This is a genomic window from Kocuria sp. MNB10 (assembly GCF_054073685.1).
Genome location: NZ_CM133411.1, coordinates 1,399,058 through 1,425,044, shown reverse-complemented (window position 1 = coordinate 1,425,044; position 25,987 = coordinate 1,399,058). Strand labels below are relative to the sequence as shown.

The 25,987-nt window shown below is 68.2% G+C and carries 23 protein-coding genes; 11 read left to right on the top strand and 12 right to left on the bottom strand.

The features are described from left to right. The first annotated feature begins 31 nt into the window (after nt 1-31). Both pdxS and pdxT read left to right on the top strand, forming a co-directional pair. On the top strand, nt 32-961 hold the full coding sequence (gene pdxS, locus ACW9PK_RS06405; RefSeq protein WP_131332123.1) for a pyridoxal 5'-phosphate synthase lyase subunit PdxS: 930 nt from the start codon (nt 32-34) through the stop codon (nt 959-961). Then, nucleotides 958-1,614 (top strand): pyridoxal 5'-phosphate synthase glutaminase subunit PdxT, encoded by a 657-nt coding sequence (gene pdxT, locus ACW9PK_RS06400; RefSeq protein ID WP_085106751.1) that lies wholly within the window; start codon nt 958-960, stop codon nt 1,612-1,614. Before pdxS ends, pdxT begins: the two co-directional genes overlap by 4 nt. Nucleotides 1,615-1,689: 75 nt before the next feature. Here the strand turns inward: pdxT and ACW9PK_RS06395 are convergent, their stop codons facing one another. From ACW9PK_RS06395 to ACW9PK_RS06375, 5 genes are all read right to left on the bottom strand, one after another. Continuing rightward, nucleotides 1,690-2,679, bottom strand: a complete 990-nt coding sequence (locus ACW9PK_RS06395) for a TPM domain-containing protein (protein ID WP_064846422.1) — start codon at nt 2,677-2,679, stop codon at nt 1,690-1,692. A 138-nt stretch (nt 2,680-2,817) separates the two neighbouring features. Further along, nucleotides 2,818-3,708, bottom strand: coding sequence for a universal stress protein (locus ACW9PK_RS06390; protein WP_457017120.1), 891 nt, complete (start codon nt 3,706-3,708; stop codon nt 2,818-2,820). Between the two features lie 53 nt (nt 3,709-3,761). Beyond that, nucleotides 3,762-4,757 carry a universal stress protein gene (locus ACW9PK_RS06385; RefSeq protein ID WP_167317905.1) on the bottom strand — a complete coding sequence of 332 codons (996 nt, stop codon included), beginning with the start codon at nt 4,755-4,757 and terminating at the stop codon, nt 3,762-3,764. 110 nt (nt 4,758-4,867) lie between these two features. Next, a complete protein-coding gene (locus tag ACW9PK_RS06380; protein WP_419720592.1) occupies nt 4,868-6,259 on the bottom strand; it encodes an MATE family efflux transporter in 1,392 nt (463 codons plus the stop codon). A gap of 155 nt (nt 6,260-6,414) precedes the next feature. Then, the gene (locus ACW9PK_RS06375; RefSeq protein WP_035960942.1) at nt 6,415-6,771 is read right to left on the bottom strand and encodes a universal stress protein; all 357 of its coding nucleotides are present in this window, start codon (nt 6,769-6,771) and stop codon (nt 6,415-6,417) included. Nucleotides 6,772-6,981: 210 nt separating this feature from the next. On the opposite strand from ACW9PK_RS06375, the gene ACW9PK_RS06370 reads away from it, so the two are divergent. The 3 genes from ACW9PK_RS06370 to ACW9PK_RS06360 are packed head-to-tail and all read left to right on the top strand — an operon-like array spanning nt 6,982 to nt 10,136. After that, nucleotides 6,982-7,983 (top strand): tripartite tricarboxylate transporter substrate binding protein, encoded by a 1,002-nt coding sequence (locus ACW9PK_RS06370; protein WP_085106747.1) that lies wholly within the window; start codon nt 6,982-6,984, stop codon nt 7,981-7,983. After that, nucleotides 7,980-8,630 (top strand): tripartite tricarboxylate transporter TctB family protein, encoded by a 651-nt coding sequence (locus tag ACW9PK_RS06365; RefSeq protein ID WP_457017116.1) that lies wholly within the window; start codon nt 7,980-7,982, stop codon nt 8,628-8,630. Before ACW9PK_RS06370 ends, ACW9PK_RS06365 begins: the two co-directional genes overlap by 4 nt. Continuing rightward, nucleotides 8,631-10,136: a tripartite tricarboxylate transporter permease gene (locus tag ACW9PK_RS06360; RefSeq protein WP_457017114.1), complete on the top strand. Its 1,506-nt coding sequence runs from the start codon at nt 8,631-8,633 to the stop codon at nt 10,134-10,136. Nucleotides 10,137-10,296: 160 nt separating this feature from the next. Here ACW9PK_RS06360 and ACW9PK_RS06355 read toward each other — a convergent pair whose 3' ends face one another. After that, the gene (locus ACW9PK_RS06355; RefSeq protein WP_457017112.1) at nt 10,297-11,754 is read right to left on the bottom strand and encodes a benzaldehyde dehydrogenase; all 1,458 of its coding nucleotides are present in this window, start codon (nt 11,752-11,754) and stop codon (nt 10,297-10,299) included. A 184-nt stretch (nt 11,755-11,938) separates the two neighbouring features. Then, entirely contained in the window at nt 11,939-13,222 is a 1,284-nt protein-coding gene (locus ACW9PK_RS06350) for an MFS transporter (RefSeq protein ID WP_368844251.1), read from the bottom strand. 147 nt (nt 13,223-13,369) lie between these two features. Here ACW9PK_RS06350 and ACW9PK_RS06345 point away from each other — a divergent pair, with 147 nt between their 5' ends. Beyond that, entirely contained in the window at nt 13,370-14,608 is a 1,239-nt protein-coding gene (locus ACW9PK_RS06345) for a hypothetical protein (protein ID WP_313362475.1), read from the top strand. Nucleotides 14,609-14,647: 39 nt separating this feature from the next. Here the strand turns inward: ACW9PK_RS06345 and ACW9PK_RS06340 are convergent, their stop codons facing one another. Next, complete coding sequence (locus tag ACW9PK_RS06340; protein WP_457017171.1) at nt 14,648-15,958, bottom strand: glycosyltransferase 87 family protein; 1,311 nt, start codon at nt 15,956-15,958, stop codon at nt 14,648-14,650. 130 nt (nt 15,959-16,088) lie between these two features. Continuing rightward, nucleotides 16,089-17,414, bottom strand: coding sequence for a glycosyltransferase 87 family protein (locus ACW9PK_RS06335; RefSeq protein ID WP_457017109.1), 1,326 nt, complete (start codon nt 17,412-17,414; stop codon nt 16,089-16,091). A 293-nt stretch (nt 17,415-17,707) separates the two neighbouring features. Here ACW9PK_RS06335 and mptB point away from each other — a divergent pair, with 293 nt between their 5' ends. Beyond that, entirely contained in the window at nt 17,708-19,270 is a 1,563-nt protein-coding gene (gene mptB, locus ACW9PK_RS06330; protein WP_144997489.1) for a polyprenol phosphomannose-dependent alpha 1,6 mannosyltransferase MptB, read from the top strand. Here mptB and ACW9PK_RS06325 read toward each other — a convergent pair. Next, on the bottom strand, nt 19,267-19,650 hold the full coding sequence (locus ACW9PK_RS06325; RefSeq protein ID WP_035960951.1) for an RNA-binding S4 domain-containing protein: 384 nt from the start codon (nt 19,648-19,650) through the stop codon (nt 19,267-19,269). The genes mptB and ACW9PK_RS06325 overlap by 4 nt on opposite strands. A 250-nt stretch (nt 19,651-19,900) precedes the next feature. On the opposite strand from ACW9PK_RS06325, the gene ACW9PK_RS06320 reads away from it, so the two are divergent. Next, nucleotides 19,901-21,319 (top strand): gamma-aminobutyraldehyde dehydrogenase, encoded by a 1,419-nt coding sequence (locus ACW9PK_RS06320; RefSeq protein ID WP_085106739.1) that lies wholly within the window; start codon nt 19,901-19,903, stop codon nt 21,317-21,319. Nucleotides 21,320-21,350: 31 nt separating this feature from the next. Next, a complete protein-coding gene (locus ACW9PK_RS06315) occupies nt 21,351-22,145 on the top strand; it encodes a nuclear transport factor 2 family protein (RefSeq protein ID WP_457017105.1) in 795 nt (264 codons plus the stop codon). Between the two features lie 110 nt (nt 22,146-22,255). Here the strand turns inward: ACW9PK_RS06315 and ACW9PK_RS06310 are convergent, their stop codons facing one another. After that, complete coding sequence (locus ACW9PK_RS06310; RefSeq protein WP_457017103.1) at nt 22,256-23,095, bottom strand: hypothetical protein; 840 nt, start codon at nt 23,093-23,095, stop codon at nt 22,256-22,258. A gap of 778 nt (nt 23,096-23,873) precedes the next feature. Between ACW9PK_RS06310 and ACW9PK_RS06305 the strand changes: the two genes are divergently transcribed. After that, nucleotides 23,874-24,746, top strand: a complete 873-nt coding sequence (locus ACW9PK_RS06305; RefSeq protein ID WP_368844257.1) for an NAD(P)-dependent oxidoreductase — start codon at nt 23,874-23,876, stop codon at nt 24,744-24,746. Nucleotides 24,747-24,850: 104 nt separating this feature from the next. On the opposite strand, the gene ACW9PK_RS06300 is transcribed toward ACW9PK_RS06305, so the two are convergent. Next, entirely contained in the window at nt 24,851-25,321 is a 471-nt protein-coding gene (locus ACW9PK_RS06300) for a MaoC family dehydratase (protein WP_457017101.1), read from the bottom strand. Nucleotides 25,322-25,504: 183 nt separating this feature from the next. Here ACW9PK_RS06300 and ACW9PK_RS06295 point away from each other — a divergent pair, with 183 nt between their 5' ends. Beyond that, on the top strand, nt 25,505-25,972 hold the full coding sequence (locus ACW9PK_RS06295; RefSeq protein WP_144931903.1) for a MarR family winged helix-turn-helix transcriptional regulator: 468 nt from the start codon (nt 25,505-25,507) through the stop codon (nt 25,970-25,972). Nucleotides 25,973-25,987 lie beyond the last annotated feature (15 nt).

Here is a 25,987-nt window from a genome sequence, read left to right as displayed (position 1 = left end):
ATGGACCACCCACGCTGCCAGGATGGAGGCCATGACCGAAACCTTGCAGACCTCCGCCCAGAACCCCACCCCCGTGACCGGATCGCGCCTCGTCAAGCGCGGCCTGGCCGACATGCTCAAGGGCGGTGTGATCATGGACGTCGTCACCGCTGAGCAGGCCCGGATCGCCGAGGACTCCGGAGCCGTGGCCGTGATGGCGCTCGAGCGCGTTCCCGCGGACATCCGCTCGCAGGGTGGCGTGGCGCGCATGAGCGATCCCGATCTGATCGAGCAGATCATCGACTCGGTGTCCATCCCCGTGATGGCCAAGGCGCGGATCGGGCACTTCGTGGAGGCCCAGGTGCTCGAGCACCTCAAGGTGGACTACATCGACGAGTCCGAGGTGCTCTCCCCCGCCGATTACGTCAACCACATCGACAAGCACCGCTTCAACGTCCCGTTCGTGTGCGGTGCGACCAACCTGGGTGAGGCGCTGCGCCGGATCACCGAGGGCGCGGCCATGATCCGCTCCAAGGGCGAGGCCGGAACGGGGGACGTCTCCGAGGCCACCAAGCACATCCGCACCATTCGCGCCCAGATCGCCGAGCTGCAGGGCCTCTACACCTCCACCCCGGACGCCCTCTACGTCAAGGCCAAGGAACTGTCCGCGCCGTACGAGCTGGTGGCGGAGGTCGCCCGCACGGGCAAGCTCCCCGTGGTGCTGTTCACCGCCGGGGGGATCGCGACCCCCGCGGACGCCGCCATGATGATGCAGCTCGGTGCGGACGGCGTGTTCGTGGGCTCGGGCATCTTCAAGTCCGGCAACCCCGCCGAGCGCGCCCGCGCCATCGTGGCCGCGACCGCCTACTACGACGATCCCGCCCGCATCGCAGAGGCCTCCCGCGGCCTGGGCGAGGCCATGGTCGGCATCAACGTGGCGGACCTGCCCGCACCCCACCGCCTCGCGGAGCGCGGCTGGTGAGCTCCGCCCCCACCGTCGGTGTCCTGGCGCTGCAGGGCGGGGTGGCCGAGCACCTGGCGATGCTCCAATCGCTGGGTGCCCGGGCGGTTCGCGTCCGTTCCGTCTCGGACCTGCTGGGCGACCACGACGCTCCCGCCGTGGACGCGCTCGTCCTGCCCGGGGGTGAGTCCTCCACGATGGACCGGCTGTGCCGCACGTTCGGTCTGTTCGAGCCCCTCCAGCGGGTCATCCGCGCCGGCCTGCCCACTCTGGGCACGTGCGCGGGACTCATCATGCTGTCCACGCGGATTGCGGATCCCGCGCCGGGGCAGCAGAGCCTGGGTGTTCTGGACGTCACGGTGGACCGCAATGCGTTCGGCTCCCAAGTCGACTCCGCGGAAGTTTCGCTCCCCTGGGCCGGCACCGCTGGCCACGCGGAGACGGACGACGACACCGCGATGACCCCGAGCGGCGTCGTCCGCGCGGCCTTCATCCGAGCACCCTCGGTGACCGAGGTGGGGGACGGTGTGCAGGTGCTGGCCCGCTACCGCGACACGGTGGTGGCCGTTCGCCAGGCCAATGTCCTGGGCATCAGTTTCCACCCCGAGCTCATGGGAGAGACCACCGTGCACGAGGAACTGCTGAGCATGGTCCGGACGGGCGCGAACGCATAGCGCGGGCCACGGCCGCGCGTTCGTCCCGCGGCGGCCGCTCGGAGTGTCGAAGACACGTTCCCGGAACGTCCCTGGTCAGAAACTCCCTGATGAACCCCCGCCGGTGAACCCGCCGCCCCCGCCGAAGGACGACGGGGACGAGCTCCCGAACGACGACCCCGCCGAGGATGCCGCCGAACCGTTGTACACCGCCGGGTACATCACGTAGAGCGGCAACCACGAGCGGAACGTGGGCGCGTACCGGATCTCGTGCTCGATGCCGTCCGCGTCCTTGGCCCGATTGGGTTTGTCGTTGAGCCCGGGGGCCTTGCGGTTCTGGAGGCGGTACTTGTAGTACGCCTGGCGCATCCCGTCCGTGATCTCCTCGTCCGGGTGCTCCCGCTGGAACTGCTCGATCTCGCCCTCCGCCTGCTCCCGGATCCGTTTGTTCTGCCGGTGATGGCGCCATGCCAGAAAAAGCCCCACCAGGACACCCGCTCCCACGAGGCCCAGAATCACGCGGAGCAAGGTGTTGCTCTTGGCTTCACGATCCGCGGCCGCTTGCGGATTCGCCTCGTCGTAGACCTCGGTGATGGTGTTCGTGAACGCTCCCGCGTAATCCTCTTTCTTGAACCCCGGTTCCAGCTCGTCCTGCATGATGTTCCGGGCGTCCCCATCCGAGAGCACCTCGCGGGCCCCGTCCGCGACCTCGATGCGCAGCTCACGTTCGCCCATGTCCGCGACCACGAGCACCCCATTGTTGCGGCCGTCGTCTCCCACGCCCCAGTCCGTGGCCACCGTGCGGGAGTAGTCCTCGATGCTCTCTCCCTGGGTGTCGTCCACCGTGAGCACGGCCGCGCGGATGTACTCGTTCTCGGAGTTCTTCTCCCCGATCAATCGGTTCAGCTGTGCTTCCTGGTCCGGGGTCAGCAGGTCCGCCTGGTCCTGCACCGCACCCTCGGTGGGGCGGGGTGGCACGTCCAGGGCGTGGGCGGGCTCGGCGACTCCCGCGACGAGCACCGCCCCCAGCGCGCCGGTCGTGATGATGCGCCGCAGGGGCGCCATCCTGAGCGTCTCGGTGTCCACGGATCCTCCCGGGTTTCGTCACATGCTGGCCGACACAGGTTCTCGTAGGCCAGGGTGCGGGTACGATGACGCCGCGCGGCCCGGCGGTCCCGACGGCGCGTTGCTCTCGAGACCCAGTGGGTTTCGAGAGCGCCCGACTCAGCGGCGCGCGGTGGGGACCACCATCACGGGGCACTCGGCGTCCGCGAGGGCGGCCTGGGACACCGAACCCATGAGCAGACCGCGGAACCCGCCGTACCCGCGGGTGCCCATGACGAGCAGCTCGGCGGTGCAGGAGGCGTCCACGAGTGCGTCCGCGGGGCGGCCCTCCAGCACGCGGGTCTCGATCTCCAGGTCCGGGAAGTCCTTGCGCAGTTCCTCGGCCACGGAATCGGTGAGCTCCTTGGCCGGGGCCATGAGCTGTTCCTGCACGGCGCGATCCAGCTCGGCGGAGTTCATGGGCAGGTAGCTCGTGGTGGGGACCACGCTCACGATCGCGAGCCGCAGCCCGTGATCCGCGGCGTACCGGGCGGCCTGCGGGACCGCCTCGTTCTTGGCGCCGAGCTTGTCCACGCCCACGACCACGCGACCCTCGAAGCTCTCACCCTCGGGCCGGGTCTCACGTTCGTCAGGGCGCCACTCCTCCGGGAGGATCACCACGGGCGCGGCGGAGTGGGCGGCCACCGCGGCGGAGACCGAACCCACGCGCCCGCGCACCCCGTGGTGCCCGCGCTTGCCGAGGACCACCACGGAGGCGTCCTGGGCCTCGTAGACGATCACGCCGGCGGCGTCGCCGCGCTCGATGATGCCCTGCCCGGTGACGCCGCCCGCCTTGGCCTTCTCCACGGCGCGCGTGGCCAGCCGCTCCGACTCCTGGTGCAGCGCATCCGCGAAGGCTCCATAGATGGACTGGTCCAGGCCGGTCTGGCGGCCCATGGAGAGCACGATCTTCAACGGCTCCTGCCGCTTCTGGGCCTCGAGGATCGCCCAGTCCAGGGCCCGCTCACTGTGATCGGAACCGTCGTACGCCACCACGATGTTCTGTGTCATCTGTCTGCACCTAGTTTCTTAACTGTATTTCGAGGGGGAGTGCGGATCGGGACTCAGCGCCCGCTGGGGACCACCATCACGGGCCCGGCAGCGGAGCTCAGCACGGCCTGGGACACGGATCCGAGCAACAGACCCGTGAACCCACCGATCCCGCGGGAGCCCACGACCACAAGGTCCGCGGTCCGGGTGGCCTGCACGAGCACCCGGCCGGGGCGGCCCAGGAACGCGTGCTGGGTGACCCGCAACCGGGGTTCCCGCTCAGCAATGGTGCGCGCCAGTTCTGAGAGCCGTTCAAGCGATTCCTGGAAGTAGTAGGTCTGGTTGTACTGGTCCTGGAACCACTCCGGGGTCCCGGACAGGGCGCCGTTCACGGAGACGAGGCTCAGGGTCGCGTCATGGGACAGGGCGTACTGGATCGCGTGCGCTACCGCGGGGTTCTTCTCCCCCGCGCCGTCCACGCCCACGACCACGGAGCCGGAGAAGTCCATCTCGGAGGCAGGAGTGCGGGTTCCACCCTGGGCCTGGTCGTCGGAGACGCGCACGTCCTTGCCGTCCCGGCCCTCCTCGCGGGCGAGTTCGGCGTCCGAGTCGTCCTCGTGGGTTCCGGGCGGGACCACGATCACGGGCACGGGGCTGTGGGCCGCCACGGCCGCGGAGACCGAGCCCAGCCGACCCCGCAGGGCATCGCCCTTGCCGCGCTTGCCCATGACCACCAGGCACGCGTCCTTGGCGGCGTGCAGGACGGCCCGAGCGGCGTCGCCCTCGCCCAGGACCTTGCGGATCTCGACGTCCGGGGCGTGGGAGCGGGCGTACTCCTCGGCGGCCTCGAGATGGGATTCGCTCTCCGCCTTCACGGCGTCGTGGAAGCGCTGTTCCAGGCCTGGATCCCCCACGACCGCGACGGGGAACGCGCACAACAGGCGCACGGGGACTTTGCGGGCGGCCGCCTCCGTGAGGGCACGGTCGAGGGCGCGCAGCGCGATCTCGGAACCATCAATACCCACCAGGACGGGAGCGTTGGACGAGGTGTTCAGAACGTCGTTGTTCATACCTCCAGGATAGTCTCCGCACCCCGCAACGGCGCGGTCCACCACGCGATTTCAGGCCTGTGACGACGCCGCACGGAGCCTCCTGGCGCCGGGCCGGCTCCGCGGGCCGCTCACGCCATCACGAACATCCACCGGTCCCCGCGGATGCGCAGACCCAGGGTCACGGCACGGGCGCCCATGTACCCGCCCGCGTACGCAATCCAAAGCCACGCCGCGCCCACGGTGCCGCTCCCACCCCGTTCGAGAACGAGCCACAACAGGGGCGCGTACACGACCAGGTTGATGACCCCGGCCAGGGCGAGATAGCGAGCGTCGCCGGCGCCGATCAGAACGCCGTCGAGCACGAACACGAATGCCGCGAGGGGCTGACCCACGGCCACGACGATCAACGCGACCCCGAAGATCACCTGGACGTCCCGCGACGAGGTGAAGAGGAAGCCCAGGTGCGGCCCGAGCAGACCCACGATCACGCCCGTGACCACGCCGAAGCCCAGGCCCCACCGGATCAGTCGATGCATGAGCCTCCGGACATGTTCGCGTTCCGAGCGCCGTCGCAGGTCCCGGGCGCCGAGTTCCTTGCCCAGCAGCGCCTGGGCGGCAATGGCCAGGGCGTCCAGTGCGAAGGCCAGGAAGTTGAAGATCGTCATGGTCAGTTGGTAGGCCGCGAGGTTCTCGGCCCCCTGCGCCGTGGCCACCACCACGGTCACCAGGATCGCGGCGCGCAGGGACAGGGTGCGCAGCATGAGCCATGTCCCCACCGTGAGGTGCGTGCGCACCCCGGCCCAGGACGTCGCGAGGCTCACGCCGCGCCGTCGGAACTGCCGAGTGAGCATGATCAGGTACGTCACAGCCATGGCCCACTGCGTGATGCTCGTGCCGATCGCCGCGCCCGCGACGCCCAGCTGCGCGCCGTATACGAGCGCCACGTTCAGCCCCGCGTTCACGGCGGCGCCCACGCCCGCGATCACGAGCGGGGTGGTCGTGTCCTGCAGACCTCGCAGCACACCCACGGCGGCCAGCACGATCAGCATGGCCACGAGTCCGGGCAGGGACCACAACGCGTACGACGTCGCGTGCTCCAGCACTTCGCCCTCCGCACCCAGGGCGCGCAGCAGGGGACGAACGGCCACGGCACCCACCGCGGCGAGCAGCACCCCGAGACCCGCGGCGGTCCACAGTCCGTCCCGACCCACGCGCAGGGCATCGGCGAGTCTGCCACCACCCACGTGCCGGGCCACCGCGGGGGTGGTGCTGTAGGCCAGGAAGACCATGAGTCCCACGACCGTCTGCACCACCGTCGCGGCGATCCCTACCCCCGCGAGCTGCGCCGTGCCCAGGTGGCCGATGATCGCCGAGTCAGCGAGCAGGAACAGCGGCTCCGCGATCAGCGCTCCGAACGCCGGGACGGCGAGCGCGAGGATCTGGCGGTTCAGGCTCTTCCCGCCCGCGGTCTTGGACGGGGTCCCAGGATCCGACGGCGTTGCCGGGCCCTCGGGCGTCACGGGCTCCTCGGAAGCTGCGGGGCCCCCGCGGTGGAGACCTCCGGGATCGGGCTCCGAGGGGCGGGCGTCTTGGGGCGCGCGGGGGTTCGGGCGTGAGCGGAAGGAAGGCACCGCACCAGGGTAAGGGGATCAGTCACCCGCCGAGGCGGGCAGGGTCAGCGTCCCGGGGCGGGTTTCACCGCGATCACGGGGACGGCGGATTCCAGGATGATCTGCTGCGCGGAAGAACCCAGGAAGATCTTGCCCGCGGGGGACCGCCGTCGGACCCCCACCACCACGGCGTCGATCTCCGCGCGGTTGGTGGCGTCCACCAGATCCCCCACGGCATTGCGGCTGCGGGCGGCGGCATGCTCCACGCTCACGCGCTCGTACGGGATCGCGGACAGATCCGGCTCGTTCCCGTCCACGGGGAATACCACGAGGTCCGTGTCGCGACGCCGGGCTTCCTGCACGGCGAAGTCGCGGGCGGCGTGACCGGCCGGAGTCTCGGCGGCGGCAAGGATGATGGCCATGGGTCCTCTTCTCTGTGCGCGATCCATCTGGGGGGCAGGTTCCGGGGCGGGGCGAGATCGCCCCCGGGCGGTGAACCGGTGCCGGCTCGGTGAATCCCGGGGTCCGCGTCGGTACCGCCTCCCACGTGGGGATATGTGTATCCTAAGTCACACTTCTCGCGGCCCCGTGGGCGGCGGGAATTCCCCTTACCGCGAATCCCGGGAGAATCCATGAGCTCCACCCACTCCCCCGACCGCCGCACGTTCCTGACCTACGGTCTCGGGGGACTCGTGGCCCTGGGGGCCATCGGAACCGCGACGGCGGGGTCCATCGCATCGGCATCCGGCGGCAACGACCTCCGTTCGTCGCTGACCATTATCGCCCCGGCGGCCGCGGGCGGCGGGTGGGACACCGTGGCCCGGGAGATGCAGCAGGCCCAACGGGCCAACGGCATCGTGAACAACACCCAGGTGGTGAACATCCCGGGTGCCGGCGGGACCATCGCGCTCGGGAACCTGGAGATCCTCTCCGGCAAGGCCAACAACCTCATGGTGGGTGGCACGGGTCAGTTGGCGGCCACCATCCAGTACGACTCCGCCACCACCTACGCGGACGTGAATCCCCTGGCCGTGGTGGTGGAGGAGTACGACGTGATCGTGGTCCCCGGCGATTCCCCGTACACGTCCCTGAAGGAACTCATGACGGCGTGGGCCAAGACCCCCGGCAAGGTCCCGTGGACCGGAGGCGGTTCCTTCGACCAGCTGGTCGTGACCGAGATGGCGATCAGTGCCGGGTTGGCACCCAAGGACATGATCTACGTGTCCTCGGACGGCGGCGGTGAATCCACCCAGGCCCTCCTCAACGGCACGGCGGCCGCCGCGGCCAGCGGGTACCCGGATTCCATCGACCAGATCGAGTCCGGGCGGTTGCGGGCCCTGGGCGTCGTGGCCCGCGAACCCGTGCCCGGGGTGGAGATCCCCACGACCGTGGAGCAGGGCTTCGACGTCACCCTGGCCAACTGGCGCTTGCTCGTGGCACCGGGTGGGATCACGCCGGAGGAGAAGACCGAGCTCGAGACCATCGTGCGGGAAACGATCGCCACACCGCAGTGGCGGGAGGCCATCGAACGCTTCAACTGGAACGAGAACGTGATCACGGGCGAGGAGCTCACCCGTTTCCTCGCGGACGAGAAGACCCGCATCCAGGGCCTCTACAAGGAGTTGGGACTGTGACATCACAGGTGACCGGGTCGACCCCGGCGTCCGCACCACCCCCGCAGGAGGCGCCGCCCTCCGCGCACCGGTCGCTGCTGTCCGAGCTGACCATGCCTTTGGTGCTCGCGGCTTTCGCGACGTACCTGCTGGTGGGCATGCTCAGCATGTCCGTCCCGGAGTCGGTGGACTTCCCCGGGCCCCGGTTCTTCCCGGCCGTGGTGACGGCCGTGATCTACGCCCTGGTGATCGTGGAGGTGCTCTCGATCCTGCGCCGCCGGTCCGCGGACCGTTCCCCTGGAGGCCACCCGACGACGTCGACGGGCAGCACCGCGCACACCTCCCCCGCCGATGACGACGCCGCACCCTCGGCGGACGATGACGGCTACGAGTTCGTAGGTGCCTACGAGCCCGCCACGCCCCAATTCTCGTGGCGGTCCTTCGCCTGGGTGGTGGGCGGTTTCCTGGTGTTTGCACTACTGCTCGAGTTCCTGGGGTGGATCATCGGCGCCGCCGTACTGTTCTGGTGCGTGGCCCGCGGCTTCGGCTCCACCCGCCCGCTGTTCTCACTGGTCGTGGGGCTGACCGTGAGTTCCCTCGCGTACATCGCCTTCGACATGGCCCTGGGGCTGTCCCTGCCCTCCGGCCTCCTGGGGGGTGGGTTCTAGATGGAGACCCTCTCGCTGTTGCTGGACGGTTTCGCCGGGGCGCTCACCCTGCAGAACCTCTTCTGGGTGGTGCTCGGATGCTTCCTGGGCACCGCCGTGGGTGTCATGCCCGGCCTGGGGTCCTCCATGGCCGTGGCGCTGCTGCTGCCCGTGACGTTCGCCCTGGATCCCACCGCGGCGTTCATCATGTTCTCCGGCGTGTATTTCGGCGGGCTGTTCGGGGATTCCACCATGGGCATCCTCATGAACACCCCGGGGCAGGCCTCGGCCATCGCGTCCACGTTCGAGGGCCACAAGATGGCGCTCACCGGCAGAGCCCCACAAGCGCTCGCCACGGCGGCCATCGGAGCGTTCATCGGTGGTTTCGTGGCGTCCGTGGTGGTCGTGTTCTTCGCACCCTTCCTGGCCGAGTTCTCCACCCAGTTCGGTCCGGCGGAGTTCTTCGCCCTGGCCCTGTTCGCGTTCGTGGCCACGTCCTCCGTGGTGACGGACTCCGCGGTCAAGGGTTTGCTGTCCCTCGCCCTGGGACTGGGGATCGCCGTGGTGGGTATCGACTCCGTGACCGGCATCCCGCGGTTCACCATGAACTCCCCCTACCTCTTCGACGGGATCTCCCTGGTGACCGTCACGGTCGCGGTGCTCGCGCTGGGTGAGGTGATCTATTTCGCCACGACCGCCCGGTTCCAGAGCCAGGGAAGGATGCTGAAGGCCCAGGGGCGGCCCTGGTTGAGCCGCAAGGAACTGCGGGAGGCCACCCCGGCATGGTTGCGCGGCACGGCCATCGGCTTGCCGTTCGGCGTGGTCCCGGCCGGCGGCGCGGAGATCCCCACGTTCCTGGCATTCGGCGCGGAACGCAAGCTGGATCGGCGTCGTCGCGACCCGCAATTCGGCAAGGGCGCCATTCGAGGTCTTGCCGCACCCGAGGCCGCGGGCAACGCCACCACCGGTATGGCCATGGGTGCGCTGCTCGCGCTGGGCCTGCCCATCTCCGCGACCGCCGCCATCATGCTCGCCGCGTTCCGGCAGTACGGGCTGCAACCAGGGCCGCTGCTGTTCGAGCGCGCCCCTGATCTCGTGTGGGCGCTGTTGGCCAGCTTCTTCATCGCGATGATCGTGCTGCTGATCATCAACCTGCCGTTCGCGATGGTGTGGGCCAAGCTACTGCTCATCCCGCGCCCGTACCTGTACGCGGGCATCACGGTGTTCTGCGGCCTGGGCATCTACGCGACGTCCGGCTCCACCTTCGACCTGCTCATGCTCCTGGGCGTGGGACTCGTCGGCTTCTTGATGCGTATGCATGATTACTCGCTCGCGCCGCTGATCATCGGGATGGTCCTGGGTCCGCTCGCGGAGACGAGCCTGCGGGACGCCCTGATCAGCGCGGACGGTGACGCCTCGGTCCTGGTGAGCGGTCCGATCGTGCTCGTGCTCTACGGGGTCCTGGTGATCATCCTGCTCCTGACACTGCGCAGCAAAGTCACGAGCCGCACCCGCAGGGACGTCTGAGCCGATTCGTCTCCGGGTAAACCCCACCCTCTCCCAAGTGCGGGTGCACTGATTTTGCTGAGCCAAAGCACGCAAACCCCCTCTCAGAGGGTGGTTCGCTGCTTTAGCTCAGCAAAATCACACGCCGTCGCGGTCCTCGGGGCCGGGCGGGATTGCCCGATCAGAACGGGTACTGCGGGATGTCCGGGCTCAGGGTGACCCATTGCGGCTCGGTGAACGCCTCGACGTTGGCGTCCGCCCCACCGAAGTGCACGCCCGTGCCGGAGGCCTTCATCCCACCCATGGGGGCGGTGGCCTCGTCCATCACGGTCATCTCGTTGATGTGGATCTTCCCGGCCGTGACGCGGTCCGCGACCTTCATGGCCTCCCCCACCTCGCCCAGGATCGAGAGGGACAGCGCGTACTCGGAGGCGTTGGCCAGCGCCACGGCCTCGTCCACGGAGGACACCGCGATCACGGGTGCCACCGGGCCGAAGATCTCCTGGTTCCACGCCGGCATCTCAGGGGTGAGATCAGTCACCACCGTGGGGCGATAGAACAACCCGTCGTGGGTGGCACCCGCCCGGATGGTGGCGCCGGCGATCACCGATTCCTGGACCTTGGAGTCCACGGACTTCAGCTGCTTCTCGTCGATGATCGGGCCCAGGTGGACCTGTCCCTCGGAGGGGTCGCCCACCACGAGGGAGTCCGCCTTGTCCGCGAGTCGCTGGACGTATTCCTCGTAGACGTCCCGGTGCACGATGTGCCGTCCCGTGGTCATGCACACCTGACCCTGGTGGAAGAAGGTCCCCATGGCACCCACGCTCGCGGCCAGGTCCAGGTCCGCGGAGGGCAGCACGATCATCGCGTTGTTGCCACCGAGTTCCAGGTGCGTGCGCTTGAGATGCTGGGCGCCGGCCGCGCCCACGTGCCGCCCCGCCTCGGTGGAACCCGTGAAGGACACGATCCGGACCTCGGGTGCGTCCACGGCGGCCGCACCGGCGTCCCCGCCGCCGGGCAGCACGTGCAGCACACCCTCGGGAAGCCCGGCCTCCTCGAAGATGCGTGCGATCAGCACTCCGCCGGTCACGGGCGTGCGCGGGTCCGGCTTGAGCAGCACCGCATTACCGAGCGCGAGCGCGGGTGCCACGGAACGGATCGAGAGGATCAGGGGGAAGTTGAACGGGGAGATCACCGACACCACCCCGGCGGGCAGACGCCGTGCGAGCGACCAGTGCGGGTCGTCCGAGGCCAGCACCTGGCCCTTCGCGTGCGTGGGCAGCGCGGACGCCTCGAAGCATTCCTGCGCGGCCACGTGGGCCTCCATCCCGGCCTTGGGCTGGATGGCGCCGGTCTCGCGCACGACCCAGTCCACGACCTCGTCAGCGTGCTCCTCGAACAACTGCCCCGCCCGACGCAGCACGGCCGCGCGCTCGGTGGGCTTGAGCGCTGCCCAGGACTGCTGGGCCGACGACGCCGCTGTCGCCGCCCGGTACACGTCCTCCGGCGTGGCCGCACCCACGTGACCCAGGACCGCTTCCGAGGCCGGGTTCAGCACCGTGATGGGCTCACCGGAACCCTCCGCCCACTCCCCGTCGAAGATCTTCCCGGCCCATCGGCCGTCCTTGAGAATCGCCATGTCCCTTACCTCCTGGTGTGCCACGTGATGGATCTCCATTGTGCGGGAGCCGGCCCCATCCTGACCACGGGGCCGGGTGACATCTGCGGCCCGCGAACGGCATGGGAGTGAGCGGGCGACCCGAGGGTGCGCGAGCGGCGTCGTCGTCCCCGAAGACGAGCCCCGTCGAGGAAGGCGCAGGCGGTCAGGGTTGCGGGTCGCGGGCGTCGTAGCGCATGAACCCGGGGAACATCCGCATGAGCAGCAGCACGAGCAGGAAGCAGATCACGGCACCCACCAGGGCGGCGAACCCTGGACCGAGCCACTGGCCGCCGGTGCCCATCGCGGCGTCGCCCAGGCGAGGGCCGCCCGCAACCACCACGATGAAGATGCCCTGGAGCCTGCCGCGCAGCGAGTCGGGGGTGGCCGCCTGCAGGATGGTGGTGCGGAACAGCATGGACACCGAGTCCATGACCCCCGCGGCCACGAGCACCAGGCAGGACATGACGAGGGGCCACGCGGTGTCCCGACCCCAGCCGCCGGAGGCCACCAGGATCACCGCACCGAACGCCATGATGCACACGGCCCACGCGGCCACGGCGGCGGCACACCCGCGACCGTGGTGATTGATGCGAATGAATGTTCCCGAGAAGACTCCCGCGAGGACGGATCCCGCCGCGAGCGCCGCGGTGAGCAGCCCCACCGTGAACTGGTCCCCGCCCAGCACGGACGCCCCGAGCACGGGGAACAGCGCGCGGGGCATCGCGAAGATCATGGCGGCCAGGTCCAGCAGGAACGTCATGCGCAGGTTGGGGCGGGTGGCCAGGAACCGGAACCCCTCCACGACGGAGCGGAAACCGGCCTTGCTCGTGGCGCCGTCCTCCCCGGGGATGGGCGGCAGGGGTGGCAGTTTGTACATGGCCCACAGGCTCACGGCGAAGCTCAGGGCGTCCACCGTGTAGGCCCACCGGAAACCCAGTCCGGCCACCGTGAGCGCGCCCAGCAGCGGGCCCACCATGAGGCACGAGCCCATGGTCAGTTGGAACAGGGCGTTGGCGGCGGGCAGTTGTCGCATGGGGACCAGGCGCGGGACGATCGCACCGCGCACGGGCTGGTTCAGTCCCTGCGCGAAGGAGTGCAGGGCCACGATGCCGTAGAGCACCGCGACGCTCGCAATGTCCAGCCACGCGTGCGCGGCCAACGCCACGGTCATGATGAACAGGCCGAACGTGGTCCACAGGCCCGCCGAACGCCGGTCGGTGGCGTCCCCGATGCTGCCCCCGTAGAGACCTGCGATGATCAGGGGCACGAGCGCGAAGAAGCCCACCATCCCCACGGCGAACGTGGATCCGGTCAGCTCGAACACTTCCAGGCTGATCGCGATCACGGTGAACTGGCTTCCGAGCATCGACAGCGTGGACCCGATCCACAGTCGCCGGAAGGCGGGGATGTCCCGCACGGGGGCGATGTCGAGCAGGAAACGGGCCACGGGTCGATCCTAGGGGCAGGCGGGGGTGCGCACCTCACCCGTCACGATGCAAGTACGGCCCGTGCGTCCCACCCCTGAGTCCTCGTGCGTGTCCCCCGCACCACATACCCTGGGAGCACCCTTTTCCCCGGGATCACAGGAGTCCTCATGCGCACACGCGAACAGCGCCGGGCCGCGCGGTCGGCTCGCGGTTGGCCGCGGTTGCGCGTGCACGCCGTGCGCAACGGGGTGGGAGCCGTGATCCTCGGGGCGCTTCTCCTGTGGGTAACCCACGGACCCTTCCGTTTCGAGAACTTCCCGGCCGGGGACGTGGCCTGGGTCTGGCGTGTGATCGCCCTGGTCGTGGCGGTAATGCTGCCCTACGTGCTTCTGACCATGGGCGTGTATCTACTGCTCGCCGGCTTTCTGGCGACCAATAGGGCGGCGTTGGCCGCCGGGCGCGCCCGCACCGTGGTGCTCGAGCCCGAGGACCCGGAGGATCCCCCGGTCACCACGCACCGACTCTCGCAGCACACTCCCCCGGGCGTGAAGATCCGGGCCCACACGGTGCACGGTCGTCGTCACGACAGCCGCTACACCCGTGATCTCCTGGGTTTGCTGCCCGTTCAGTCGCCCGCGGCCCTCGTGCCCCTGGGTGCGGGGATCGTGGCGCTCATCGCGGCCTCGATCTATTACTCCACGGGCTACGCCGAACCCGCCGCCGTCCTGCTGCTGGGCGTGCTCTACCTCGGCTGGAAACTCTTCCGGGGTTGGCGCAGCCACCGCGTCTTCGCGGACACGCCGTGGCAGGCGCCGCGGGAAGTCGACACCGGTTCCTTCCCGCGTGTCACCCCGCTGCGGGACCAGGACACCGCACACCACCCCGTCACCCGGGTCTCCTACGTCACGGACGACGACGCCGCGGCGCCGCACGTACGGGAGCGAGCGGCGCCGTCGTCGTACGAGGTCGACGACCCGGAGGAGCCGTACGAGACCACCGACGAGCTACCCGTGATCGAGAAGATCCGCGACCGGTACACCGAGCCCCGCCGGATGAGTGCGTCGCAGCGACGGTTGGCGGAGCGGGCGGAGCGCGAGGCGATCCGGCGGAGGCTCCCGCGCGTGGTCGAGGCCGAACGGGCGGACACGCACGCCACCGCCCCCCGGGTGGTACGTGATTCGCAGCGCACCGACCCGCGGGACGGCTATGAGACGGATCCGCAGGGGGAGGCCGCGGAGCAGGAACAGCAGCGGCTCAACCAGAAGCGCTACGAGGACCACATGCAACGCCACCGCGACAAGCGGGAGGACCGGTTGCGCAATGCGGAGGCCCGGCAGCCCGAGGAGGCGCCCTCGCTGTGGGGGTACGCCAAAAACCGGCTCACGAGGCGCGGGGACGACTCCTAACGCTCAACGACCGCCACGGGGAGCTTCTCCGGCGTTTGGCTATCGTCGCGGGGATGACTTCTTATCTTTGGCGCTTGGCTCCTCCGCATTCAACACAGTGGCACCGGGCCGGGCCCCGGCCGCCGCGGGCGCACCCAGCTGCCAGATCCGCCGCACGGTCCAACCCAGGAGGATCACGAGCAGCACGTTACGCAGGGTCAGCACCCCGGCCATGACCGGGTTCGCGTGGATCAGCGGCGTGTAGAACAGCGGGTAGATCACGAACGTGGTCGCCGCGATGCCCAGGGTCAGTAAGGCCGGGATGCGCCACCGGACGCGGTCGTGCAGCAGACCCACCATGATCACTGGGGCCAGCCAGATCATGAACTGCGGGGAGCCCACCTTGTTGAACACGATCAGCACGATGGTCAGCAGCAAGGATCCGGCGTGGACCAGGCGCGCCCTGTCCGCACCGCGCCGCAGTGCCCGGATGAGCAGCACCGCGGCAACGAGAACGGCCATGAGCAGCAGCGGCTGCATGAGGGAAGCCATGACCTCCACACCGGGACCGTAGACCTCGGTGGAGTTGATCGCGGTGTTGTCCGCGATCCGGGAGTCGGCGAGCCCCAGGACAGCGGCCCACACCCACGGCGTGGAGAACGTGGCCTCGAGCTGCATCCCGCGGGAACCTTGGTTGAGCAGGAAGTCCGCGATCCGCTCGATCCCGCCGAGCACCAGCACGCCCAGCACCACGAACAGCGTGACCACCACGCCCGCCGTGATGATGCGCACGCGCTGTTTGAGCGCGATGACCATGGCCAGCAGCACCGCGGCCGGCCACACCTTGATCCACGTGGCGATGCTCAGCAGCGCCGATCCCACCACCGGATGGCGCACGGCGTAGAGCAGGCCGATGAACACGATCGGCGCCGCCACACCCTCCACACGCGCGAAGCTGAGGTACCCCAGGAACACGGTGAAGACGACCCACCACCACCCGGCCAGCACACCGCTGCGCGGGGCGCGGTGGAGGAGGAACCACATGGCCACGGCGTTCAATGCGGTGATCATGAGCGTCCACGCCAGAAGGTAGAGGTCGTAGCCCGCGATCCTCGGGAACATGATGGGCATCTGCGCGAGCACGGGGTAGACCCACGGGCTGACGGAACCCTGGTCGGGCGCGTTGTACCCGGCCATCGCCCATTCGCGGTACTGCTCGGTGTCGCTGAAGGCCCACCCGTGCAGGAAGAACGTTGCCATCCAGCACAGGAAGTACACGTGCACCACCGCGAAGCCCACCCACACGGCGGCGGGGCGGTTCAGCCACTCCGGCGGACGACGACGCTGCGGCCCGGGCCGCGCGCCCGTCACCGAGTGAGCGGCGTCGTCGGCAGAGGCAGCCTCGGGGTGCGCCGTGGCTCCGCCAGTGGGTGCCGCGGGGGCACCCGTGCGCGGCACCGAGGTGCGGTGGGCGTCCCCGGGGGCGGGAGCCGCGTCGTCGTCAGGCGTGCGGGCCGGCAACCGGGCCTCCCTTCGCGGCGGAACCGGCGGGCCCGGAGGACCCCAGCCGGTACAGCCCGCGTGCGGACCACCCCAGCAGGACCACGAGCAGCAGGTTGCGCAGGGTCAGCACGCCGGCCATGACGGGGTTGTTGTGGCTCAGCGCGGTGTAGAAGAGCGGGTAGATGAAGAACGTGGCGATCGCGATCAACACCGCGAGGAACGCCGGGGTGCGCCACACCTTCCAGTTGTGCACCAGGCCCACCGCGATCACGGGGCCCAGCCACACCATGAACTGGGGCGAGCCCACCTTGTTGAACACGATGAAGGCCGTGACCATGGTCAGCGAACCCGCGAGGAACAGGGCCGTGCGGTCCAGGGCACCGGCGTGCACGCCGCGACGCAGCCCGCGGGCGATCAGCACCACGACCACCACGGCGGCCACCACGAACAGCGGCTGCATGAGCCGGGACATCACGTCCGAGCCGGGGCCGCTGACCTGCATCGAGTTGATGTCCGTGTTCATGTACATGCGGGAATCACCCACACCCAGCACCGAGAGCCACAGCCACGGGGTGCTGAACGTGGCCTCGAGCTGCATGCCGCGGTCGCCCTGCTGGGTCATGAAGTCCGCGATCTGGCGCGGTGATCCGGACACGAACGCGGCCGCCACGGCGAACAGCGTGACCAGGATCCCGGCGAGCAACACGGCGCCGCGGCGTCGTGCGGCGGTCAACAGGGCGATCACGACGGCGGCCGGCCAGACCTTGATCCACGTGGCCAGGCTGAGGATCGCGGAGGCCGCGAACGGGCGGGACACCCCGTAGACCAGACCCAGCAGCACGAGCGGGGCCGTGAGACCGTCCACGCGCGCAAAGCCCAGCCAGCCCATGAGCAGGATGAACACGAGCCACCACCAGCCAGCGGGCAGGGCGGCGCGGTTACGACCCCAGTCGGTCAGCTTGCCCATGGCCACGGCGTTGAGCACCGCGATGATGAGCACCCACAGGAAGAAGTACGGGCCCGGTCCCGCGATGCCCGCGAGTCCCATGGGGATCTGCGCGAGCACGGGGTACACCCAGGGGCTGGGACCGTACGCGATGTTGCGGTCGTCGAAACCCGCTTCCGCCCACGCGCGGTAGATGTTGGTGTCGCTGAAGGCATTGCCCTGCAGCGAGACGATCAGGGCAAAAATCAGGAAGCCCACGTGCACCAGCAGGAACCCCACGAGCAGCGCGCCCGGTGTCATCAGACGATCCTGCGCGGCGCGGGGGAGCACGGCGTCCCGTGCCCGGGTAACGGCCGTGAAATATCTCTCTGTGGGCACGGATGAGGTCCTTGTCCGAATGCGCGCGGGATTCTGTTCTGGTCCGGGGGTGTGCACTGGTCCTGTTCGGGGCGTGCGGCGCCCGAGGGTCCCGGCGCCTCGGACATACCGGTTCCGATTCTATGGGGAACCACTCCGGGGACCGCATACGGCGCCATGATGCGCTCACCCCGCCCCCAAGGAACCCCCAGAACGCGCACTGTTCGAGTGCAAACCGTCCTGTAAAGTCAGGGGTCGGAGCCGCTGGACACCTCGGCTCGCCCACCACTGGTTGGCTGAGGGGGCTGGAATCCATGACCGCGACCGGTTCTCGCCCCTCTCCCGCGCACACCGGCTCCACCGCCAAGAATGATTCGCGCGCCCACATGGCGATCATCCAGGGCGTCATTGGTTCGCTCATGATGCTCGTGGGGTCCGTGGGGACCGGGTGGATCGCCAACGGCTCCCCCATGGTCCGGCACCCCCTGGTCATCGAACTGCGCGTGAACGTGTGGGGCGTGTACGGGTGCACCGTGCTGCTCACCGTGGGCGCCATGCTGCTCATCCGATCGTGGTTGCGCCTCGGTCAACGCCTGCGGGGATGGCCGCACGGGTCGTTGCGCACCGTGATGATCGCCGTGATCGCATGGTCCCTGCCCCTGTTCCTCGCCGTTCCCATCTACTCGCGGGACGTGTACGCGTACATCGGTCAGGGCCGGTTGATGCTGGCCGGCAAGGACCCGTACGTGGAGGGGATCTCCTCGCTCGACAACTGGTTCATGCTGGGCGCGGATCCGGAATGGGCGGAGGCCCGCACCCCGTACGGCCCCTACTTCCTGTGGATCGCCGCCGGGGTCGTCCGGTTGACCAACGCCCAGCCGGACGCCTCCGTGATGCTGTTCCGGGCGGTGGCGTACGTGGGAGTGGTGCTGTGCATGATCTACGTGCCCAAGCTCGCGCGCCTGCACGGGATCAACGGTGCCCGGGCTCTCTGGATCGCCGTGGCCAACCCGCTGTTCCTCATCAGCTTCGTGGCCAGCGCCCACAACGACGCACTCATGGTGGGCCTCGCCGTGGCCGGCGTATACGCCGCGGCCACAAAATATCCCCTGCTGGGCATACTTCTGGTCACGGGGTCCATCGGGATCAAACCCATCACCATCCTGCTGCTGCCGTTCATCGGTCTGCTCTGGGCGGGCAAGGGTGCCTCGTGGCCGCGGCGGTTCGTCATCTGGGCGGCCACCGCGCTCCTCAGTTTCGGGATCCTCGCGGTGAGCGGTTACGCGGATAACCTCGGTCTGGGCTGGGCCTGGGCCCTGTTGGACCCCACCCCGGGGTACACGGGGTACTCGCCGTCCGGGTTCCTGGGACAACAGGTGGAGCGCGTGGGAAACTTCTTCGGCCTGCCGGGGGACGCCCTCGCATCGGTGTTCCGTCAGGTGCTGCAGTACGCGGCCATCGCCCTGGTCCTCGTGCTGATGTTCGTGGGCGAGGACCGCAGGATCGTGCGGCGGATGGCCCTCGCGTTCTCCGCCGTGGTGCTGCTGTCCCCCATCATCCAGCCCTGGTACATCCTGTGGCTCATCCCCCTGCTGGCCGCGACCGGCATCAAGGACAACTGGCAGATCCGCATCCTGTACATCGTGATCACGTTCTTCGTGGTCTTCGGTGCCCAGGACCAGCTGTCCGTGTGGCCGTTCATCGACCTCAGCGTGAGCGTGTCCCAGGTGGCGTTCGTGATCACGGTGGCCTTCACGCTCTACCTGGCGCTGATCGATCCCCGCACCCGCACCCTGCTGACCCACGGTGGGTTCCGGGGCTGGGTGGATCCCGGCCCCCCTCAGGTGGCCGCGGGTACGACGGCGCACAAGGACTAACGCAGGCCCCTGAGCCTTTCGAGCTCGCGGCGGTCCTTCTTGGTGGGCCGCCCCGCCCCACGGTCCCGGCGGGCCACCGGCACGCTGAGTTCCGCGGGCCGCGGCGGGGAGTGGTCGATGTAGCACTGGGCCGCCACGGGGGCGCCCACACGCTTGACGATGAGCTTGGTGACCTGGAACTCCTGCTGCCACCCCGGGCGGCGCACACTCACCCGATCCCCCACCCGCACCGGCTGGGCGGCCTTCACGGGGGCGCCGTTGAGCCGCACGTGTCCCGCGCGGCACGCGGTCGTGGCGGCGGAGCGGGTCTTGAACAACCGCACCGACCACAACCACACGTCCAGGCGGGCGCTACCGGGTTCGTTGGCTGGGGCGTTCATGGGGTCCACGGTACTCGGGGACGACGACGTCGCTCCCGCCTGCCCCCAGTGGGGTCAATGGATCACCCGGGTCATGAACCATCACCAAACCATCCCTGTGCTGGTTTCGGCGCGCACACGGGAACCCCTGGCTCTTTGTGAGCAATCTCACGCCGCGGTGGGTACGGTGGGAGCGGGGCTTCACAAGGACGTGAGCCCCGAAGCATCTGCGAAAGACGCAGAGGCAGTTGAGAACGGGGGTTGAGCACTCATGCTCAAGAACTTCATTAACAACACCTATGTGGAATCCGCATCCGAGGAATCCTTCGACCTGGTCAACCCGGCTACCGGTGAGGTGACGGAACAGTCCCCCAACTCGAACGAGCAAGATGTGAATGCCGCGTACGAGGCAGCCGCTAAAGCATCGAAGACATGGGGGCGCATGACCCCCGGTGCGCGACAACTCGCCATGCTGCGCATCGCCGACGCCCTCGAAGCACGGGGGTCCGAACTCGTGGACGCGCAATCTCGCAACACGGGCCAACCCAAGTACCTGATCCAGTCCGAGGAAGTCGATGTCTCCGCGGACCAGATCCGCTTCTTCGCCGGCGCAGCCCGCTTGATGGAGGGCCTCGCGAGTGGCGAATACATGGAGGGTCTCAACTCCGTGATCCGCCGGGAACCGATCGGCGTGGTGGGCCAGGTGACGCCGTGGAACTATCCCCTCATGATGGCCGTCTGGAAAGTGGGGCCAGCCCTGGCCGCAGGCAACACCATCGTGTTGAAACCATCGGACACGACTCCGGAGTCGACACTGCTGTTCGCTGAAATCGCCTCGGAGTTCCTTCCTGAAGGCACCTTCAACATCGTCCTGGGCGATGCCAAGACCGGGGAAACGGTCGTGTCACACCGCACGGCGGGACTCGTCTCCATCACCGGCTCGATCCGAGCCGGTCTGGCTGTCGCCGCATCCGCAGCGAAGAACCTCACGCGCGCTCACTTGGAACTGGGCGGAAAGGCGCCCTGCGTGGTGTTCGGGGACGCGGACCTGGACTCCGCCGCCGCCACGCTCGCAGAAGCCGGTTTCTTCAATGCCGGCCAGGACTGCACCGCCTCCACCCGCATCCTCGTGGAGGGATCGGTCCGTGACGAGTTCCTGGAGAAGATCACCCAGGCCGCGAAGGACACGGCATTCGGCACCCCGGACAAGGAGGACATCCTCTACGGCCCGCTCAACAACGCCAAGCAGCTCGAACAGGTGTCCGGGTTCATCGATCGTTTGCCGGAGCACGCCACCGTGACCACGGGCGGCAAGCAGGCGGACGGGCCCGGCTTCTTCTTCGAGCCGACCATCGTGGCGGATCTCAAGCAGGAGGACGAGGCCATTCAGAATGAGATCTTCGGTCCCGTCATCACCGTCCAGACCTTCTCCACGGAGGAGCAGGCCGTGGAGATGGCGAACGGGGTGGAATACGGATTGGCGTCGTCCGTGTGGACCAAGGATCACGGCCGCGCGTTGCGGATGTCCCGCGATCTGGACTACGGCTGCGTATGGATCAACACCCACATCCCGTTGGTCGCCGAGATGCCCCACGGCGGCTTCAAGCACTCCGGCTACGGCAAGGACCTCTCCAAGTACGCCGTGGAGGAGTACACCCGCGTCAAGCACGTGATGAGCTCGTTGGACTGACGGCGGGAACGAACGAAGGAAGGAGCGCATCATGACCGACATTCGAGAACTCGTGCTCACCGCTGACCGCGAGCTGTTCACCGAACACGACCTGAGCACCCTGGGCCGCAATTTCGCCGAGGACTACGTGGAGCATTCGCCGCTCGTGGCCAACGGTAAGGAAGGCCTGCGGGAGCTGGTCACCGACGCGGGCGAGGGTCTGCGGCACGACGTCGCGCGCGTAGTCGTGGACGAAAAGGCCGGTTTGGTCGCGCTGCACGGTGCCTATCCCGGGTTGGATCCGGACACCGTGTTCGTGGGGTTCGACATCTACCGCGTGGCCGACGGCAAGATCGTGGAGCACTGGGACGGCCTGGTGGATCAGACACCACCCAACGAGTCGGGCCACACCCAGCTGGACGGCCCCACGGAGGTGGACACATCCGCCGATACCGAGGCCAACAGGGAGTTCGTCAAGCGGGCCTGGGCTACGTTCTTACAGGGCCAGGACTACGACGCCGCGGGCGATTTCACGCGTTCGGACGGGCGGTTCACGCAGCACTCGGGTGACATCGCCGACGGTGTGCAGAACATGGTCGACTTCTTGAAACAACTCAAGGAGGACGGTTCTGCACTGACCTACGACACATTGCACCGCACGGTGGCTGACGGGAACTTCGTCCTGACGTTCTCGGAAGGATCCATCGCCGGTGACCGCCACTTCTTCTGCGAACTGTGGCGCATCGAGGACGGCGCGTGGGTCGAACTGTGGGACGCCATCGGACCGGTTCCGTCAGATGACGAACTGGCGCACCCGCACGGTGCGTTCACGTCGGTAGCGGACTGAACCTGACCGAGACGACCTGACAATGCAGTGGCCCCGTGGACGCGTGATGGCGTCCACGGGGCCACTGCCCGATCTGTTCCAGTGATCGAGGAGCACATCATCCGGGACCGTCAGCGCCCGGGCCCGCCGTGACCTCCGGCGTCCGCAGGGGCACCCGCTGAGGGAGAGGCGTCGTCGTGGGCATGGTCGTGACCCTCGTGGGAAACGTGTCCGTGCGCCTTCTCCTCCCGCGCCGGAGCCTCCGGTTTGCCCGTCACCACCGCGAGTTCCACCGGCGTCTGCGGCAGGTCGATGGTCTTGGCCACTTCACCCTTGGTTAGATCCACCACGTGCAGTTTCTTGTTCTGCGCGTCGGTCACGTAGGCGCTCGAGCCGGCCACCTTGATCGCGGGACCCGCCTCCTGCCAGTCCGCCTTCTCCTCCCACGACTGGATCACGTCGATCTTCCGGACCACCTTTCCGGACTCCACGTCGATCACGTTGAGCTTGCCGTCGTACGTGAGCACCAAAGCCTCACCCTCCGGCCCGCGGGCCAGCGAACGGAACCAGTAGGACGAGCTCAGGTCCACCAGCCGGTGCGACCCGTCCCGGGTGTCGAAGAGGGCCACTCGCGTGGGGCACTCCTGCTCGGCATCCTCGTCCACCTTGTAGTCGCCGAGCACGATCGGCGACCTCTCCGAACCTGCGAGGTTGCCCGAGCGCGCGTAGGCGTCCGCCACGGCCACCTTGTGGAACGTCCCGTCCCGATAGATCACGGGCCCGTTCTCGCAACCCGCCATCACGGTGTCGGTGCTCGCTCCCGGCGCGGCCGCCGCCTCACCGTGCACGCCCGGGCAGTCCGTCGTCTCGGCCTTGACGGCGCCGTCCTTGCCAAGCACGCGCGCGGTGTGCCGTTCATCCTCCGTGCCCTGGGTCGTGAACAGTGTGCCGTCGGTCAGCTCGAGCGCCACACCGTGGTGCGGGTGCTCGGTCTTCCGTTCGGTCGTACCATCGGCCCCACCGGTTCCCTCGTCCCTCCGGGTGGGCCCGGCGGTTCCAGCCCCAGACCGCCCCTCCGTGAGATGTCATTACGCCCCCGGGTGCGGGTGGTGAGCATGACTGCGGGAGGCTCCATGACCTACCCCCGTGCATCGCCCAATCAATGGCCGGCATTCCCTGTCCGTTTCGAAGAAGAAATGCGAATGAAGTACCACACTATTTTCATGAGGGTGATCCTGCTAGACTGAATCCCCATCAATACACATGACAATGGACTTCACGACGTGCGAGGAGTGAATAATGGATCACCTAGCCATTCTTATCGGTTCGATATTGCTTATCCTTCTGGTTGCTGGCCTCATTTACTTTTTCGGAAGTGTCCTTAAATCCGCACTGTGCGGCGGCTCCAACTGGCCATCTGACCCGGATGATCCACGCCGACGCCGATGACCAAACGCTCGAGACGCCGGATATTGGGGCGCGGCCCCGCAATGCACGTAATGCAGTCATAAATCCAGTCATAAATATCCCACCCATAAGGGCTGGATGCACCCTCGGCACCTCCCATGGCGATAACCCACTGCCACCCAGTTCCACCAAATCAAAGATTGCATAGAATTTTCCCGGCAGTACGACGCCCATCCTCATTTCGGCATTTCTGTTCGAGGTAATTCGCCCCCACCCCTGGACGCCGGCGCCAGCATTCGGGGCATGATGGGACCACCCGTCACCGTCGCGAGGAGCCGCAGCATGAGCCCGTCACCGCACACCGTGGGAATCATCGGTCTCGGATCCATGGGCAAGCCCATGGCCGGGCACATCATCAGCGCCGGGCACGACGTGGTGGTTCTGCATCGCAGCCTCCCCAAGGCCCCGGGGGCCCGCGCGGTGGACACGCCGCGGCACATGGCGCGCCAGTGCGACGTCGTGATCCTGTTGGTGCCCGGCGCCCCGGAAATCGACGGCGTGCTGGAAGAACTCGCTGAGGGCGCCCGCGAGCGCGACGCCGACCACGACCGCCTGGTCCTGGCGATCAGCTCCACCGTCTCCCCCGTGGACATCACCCGCTGGCACCGGGACACCTCGGGTGTCGAGTTCGTGGACGCGCCCATCAGCGGCGGGGAGGCCGGGGCGATCCGCGGGGACCTGTCCGTCATGGTGGGTGGCGACGCCGCCGCCGCAGGCCTGGTCTCGGACGTTCTGTCCTCGTGCGGTCGCCCCGTCCACCTGGGGCCGCTGGGGGCCGGGCAGGTAGCGAAGGCGTGCAACCAGCTGATCTGCGCGGCGGAGATCGTGGCGATCTCCGAGGCCAGCGTCGTGGCCGAACGGGCCGGACTGGACCTGGCCACACTGCTGGACCTGCTCCAGGGCGGCTACGCGGGATCCACCATCCTGGCGGACAAGACTCCCAAGCTCGTGGCCCACGACTACTCGGTGTCCGCGCAGGCGGCCTTCGTTCACAAGGACGTCTCCGCGTACCTGGATGCCGCCCGTGCCACCGGAACCACGTCGGTGCTGGGCGGGCCCATCGTGGCCGCGGCGCAACAGCTCATCGATGGGGGGCTGGGCGAGCAGGACTCCGCGGTGTTCCAGAAGTGGATCGCGGACAGAACCGAGAAGTGAACGACCTGGGACCCACCCCTGAGAACACCTGTGCCCCGATAATGCACGCCACAGCGTCGTAGCGTGCATTATCGGGGCAGGAATGTAGTGAGGGGCCCTGAACCCTACTTGTAGAACCGGTTCAGGAAGCGCGCCACCGCCGCGGGGCGCTCCTCCCCCTCGATCTCGATCGTCGCATCCGCCACGAGGTGCAGGCCGTTGCCCTTGACCTCCGAGACCTCCGAGACCTCCGCGATGGTCAAGGTCATCCGGATGCGTGCGCCCACCTTCACCGGTGACGTGAAACGGACCTTGTCCACGCCGTAGCTGACCTTGGTCTTCACGTCGGACACGTCGAAGAGCTCGGACCACATGGGGATCAGCAGCGACAGGGTCAAGAACCCGTGTGCGATGGGCCCACCGAACGGACCGTCCGCGGCCTTCTCCGAATCGGTGTGGATCCACTGGTGGTCATCGGTGGCGTCCGCGAACAGGTTCACCTGGTCCTGGGTGATCTCGCGCCGCTCGGAGTAGCCCAAATCCTTCCCCGCGAGCTCGGCCACCTCGTCGAACAGAACAACGGTCCTGGCGGTCATGACATGCTCCCTCTGGGGTTCTGCTCCGGCGGTGATGGGCGTCACCGCATGTTTCTTTCATGGGACCGTATTTAATTGAGATTACCAACGGTTAAGATTATCCACCATGATCCTTCGGCGGACGGTCCCACCCCCCGCCCACCGCACGGAGCACGTCACGACACGACACCCAGGAGCAGCGACATGACCACCCCCCTTCCGCAGGACGCCCTTGACCCAGCGCCGGACCTGAGGACGAGTGATCTCGCGAGCGAGCCGGTGTTCCTCATGGCCCGGGCGAGTTCCCTGGCTTCCGCGTCCGCCAACCGGGCCCTGGGGGAACTGGACCTGAAGGTGCGCCATTACTCGGCCCTGTCCCTCGTGTGTTCGGACCTGCACCCGTCCCAGCGGGACCTGAGCAGGTACCTTGTCCTGGACCCCAGCCAGATCGTGCTGATCGTGGATTCCCTCGAGCGTCGCGGGGCCGTAGTGCGGCGCACCGACCCCAATGATCGCCGCTCCAAGTTGATCGAGCCCACGGACAAGGGCCGCGAGCTCTACCGGCGTGCGCGCGCCGCGGTGGACCGCTGCACGGACGGGACAATGGCACCCCTGAGCGAGGACGAACGGGCCACCCTGTTGGACTTGCTGCAGCGCGTGGCACTGGGCTGAGCGCACCGTCATACG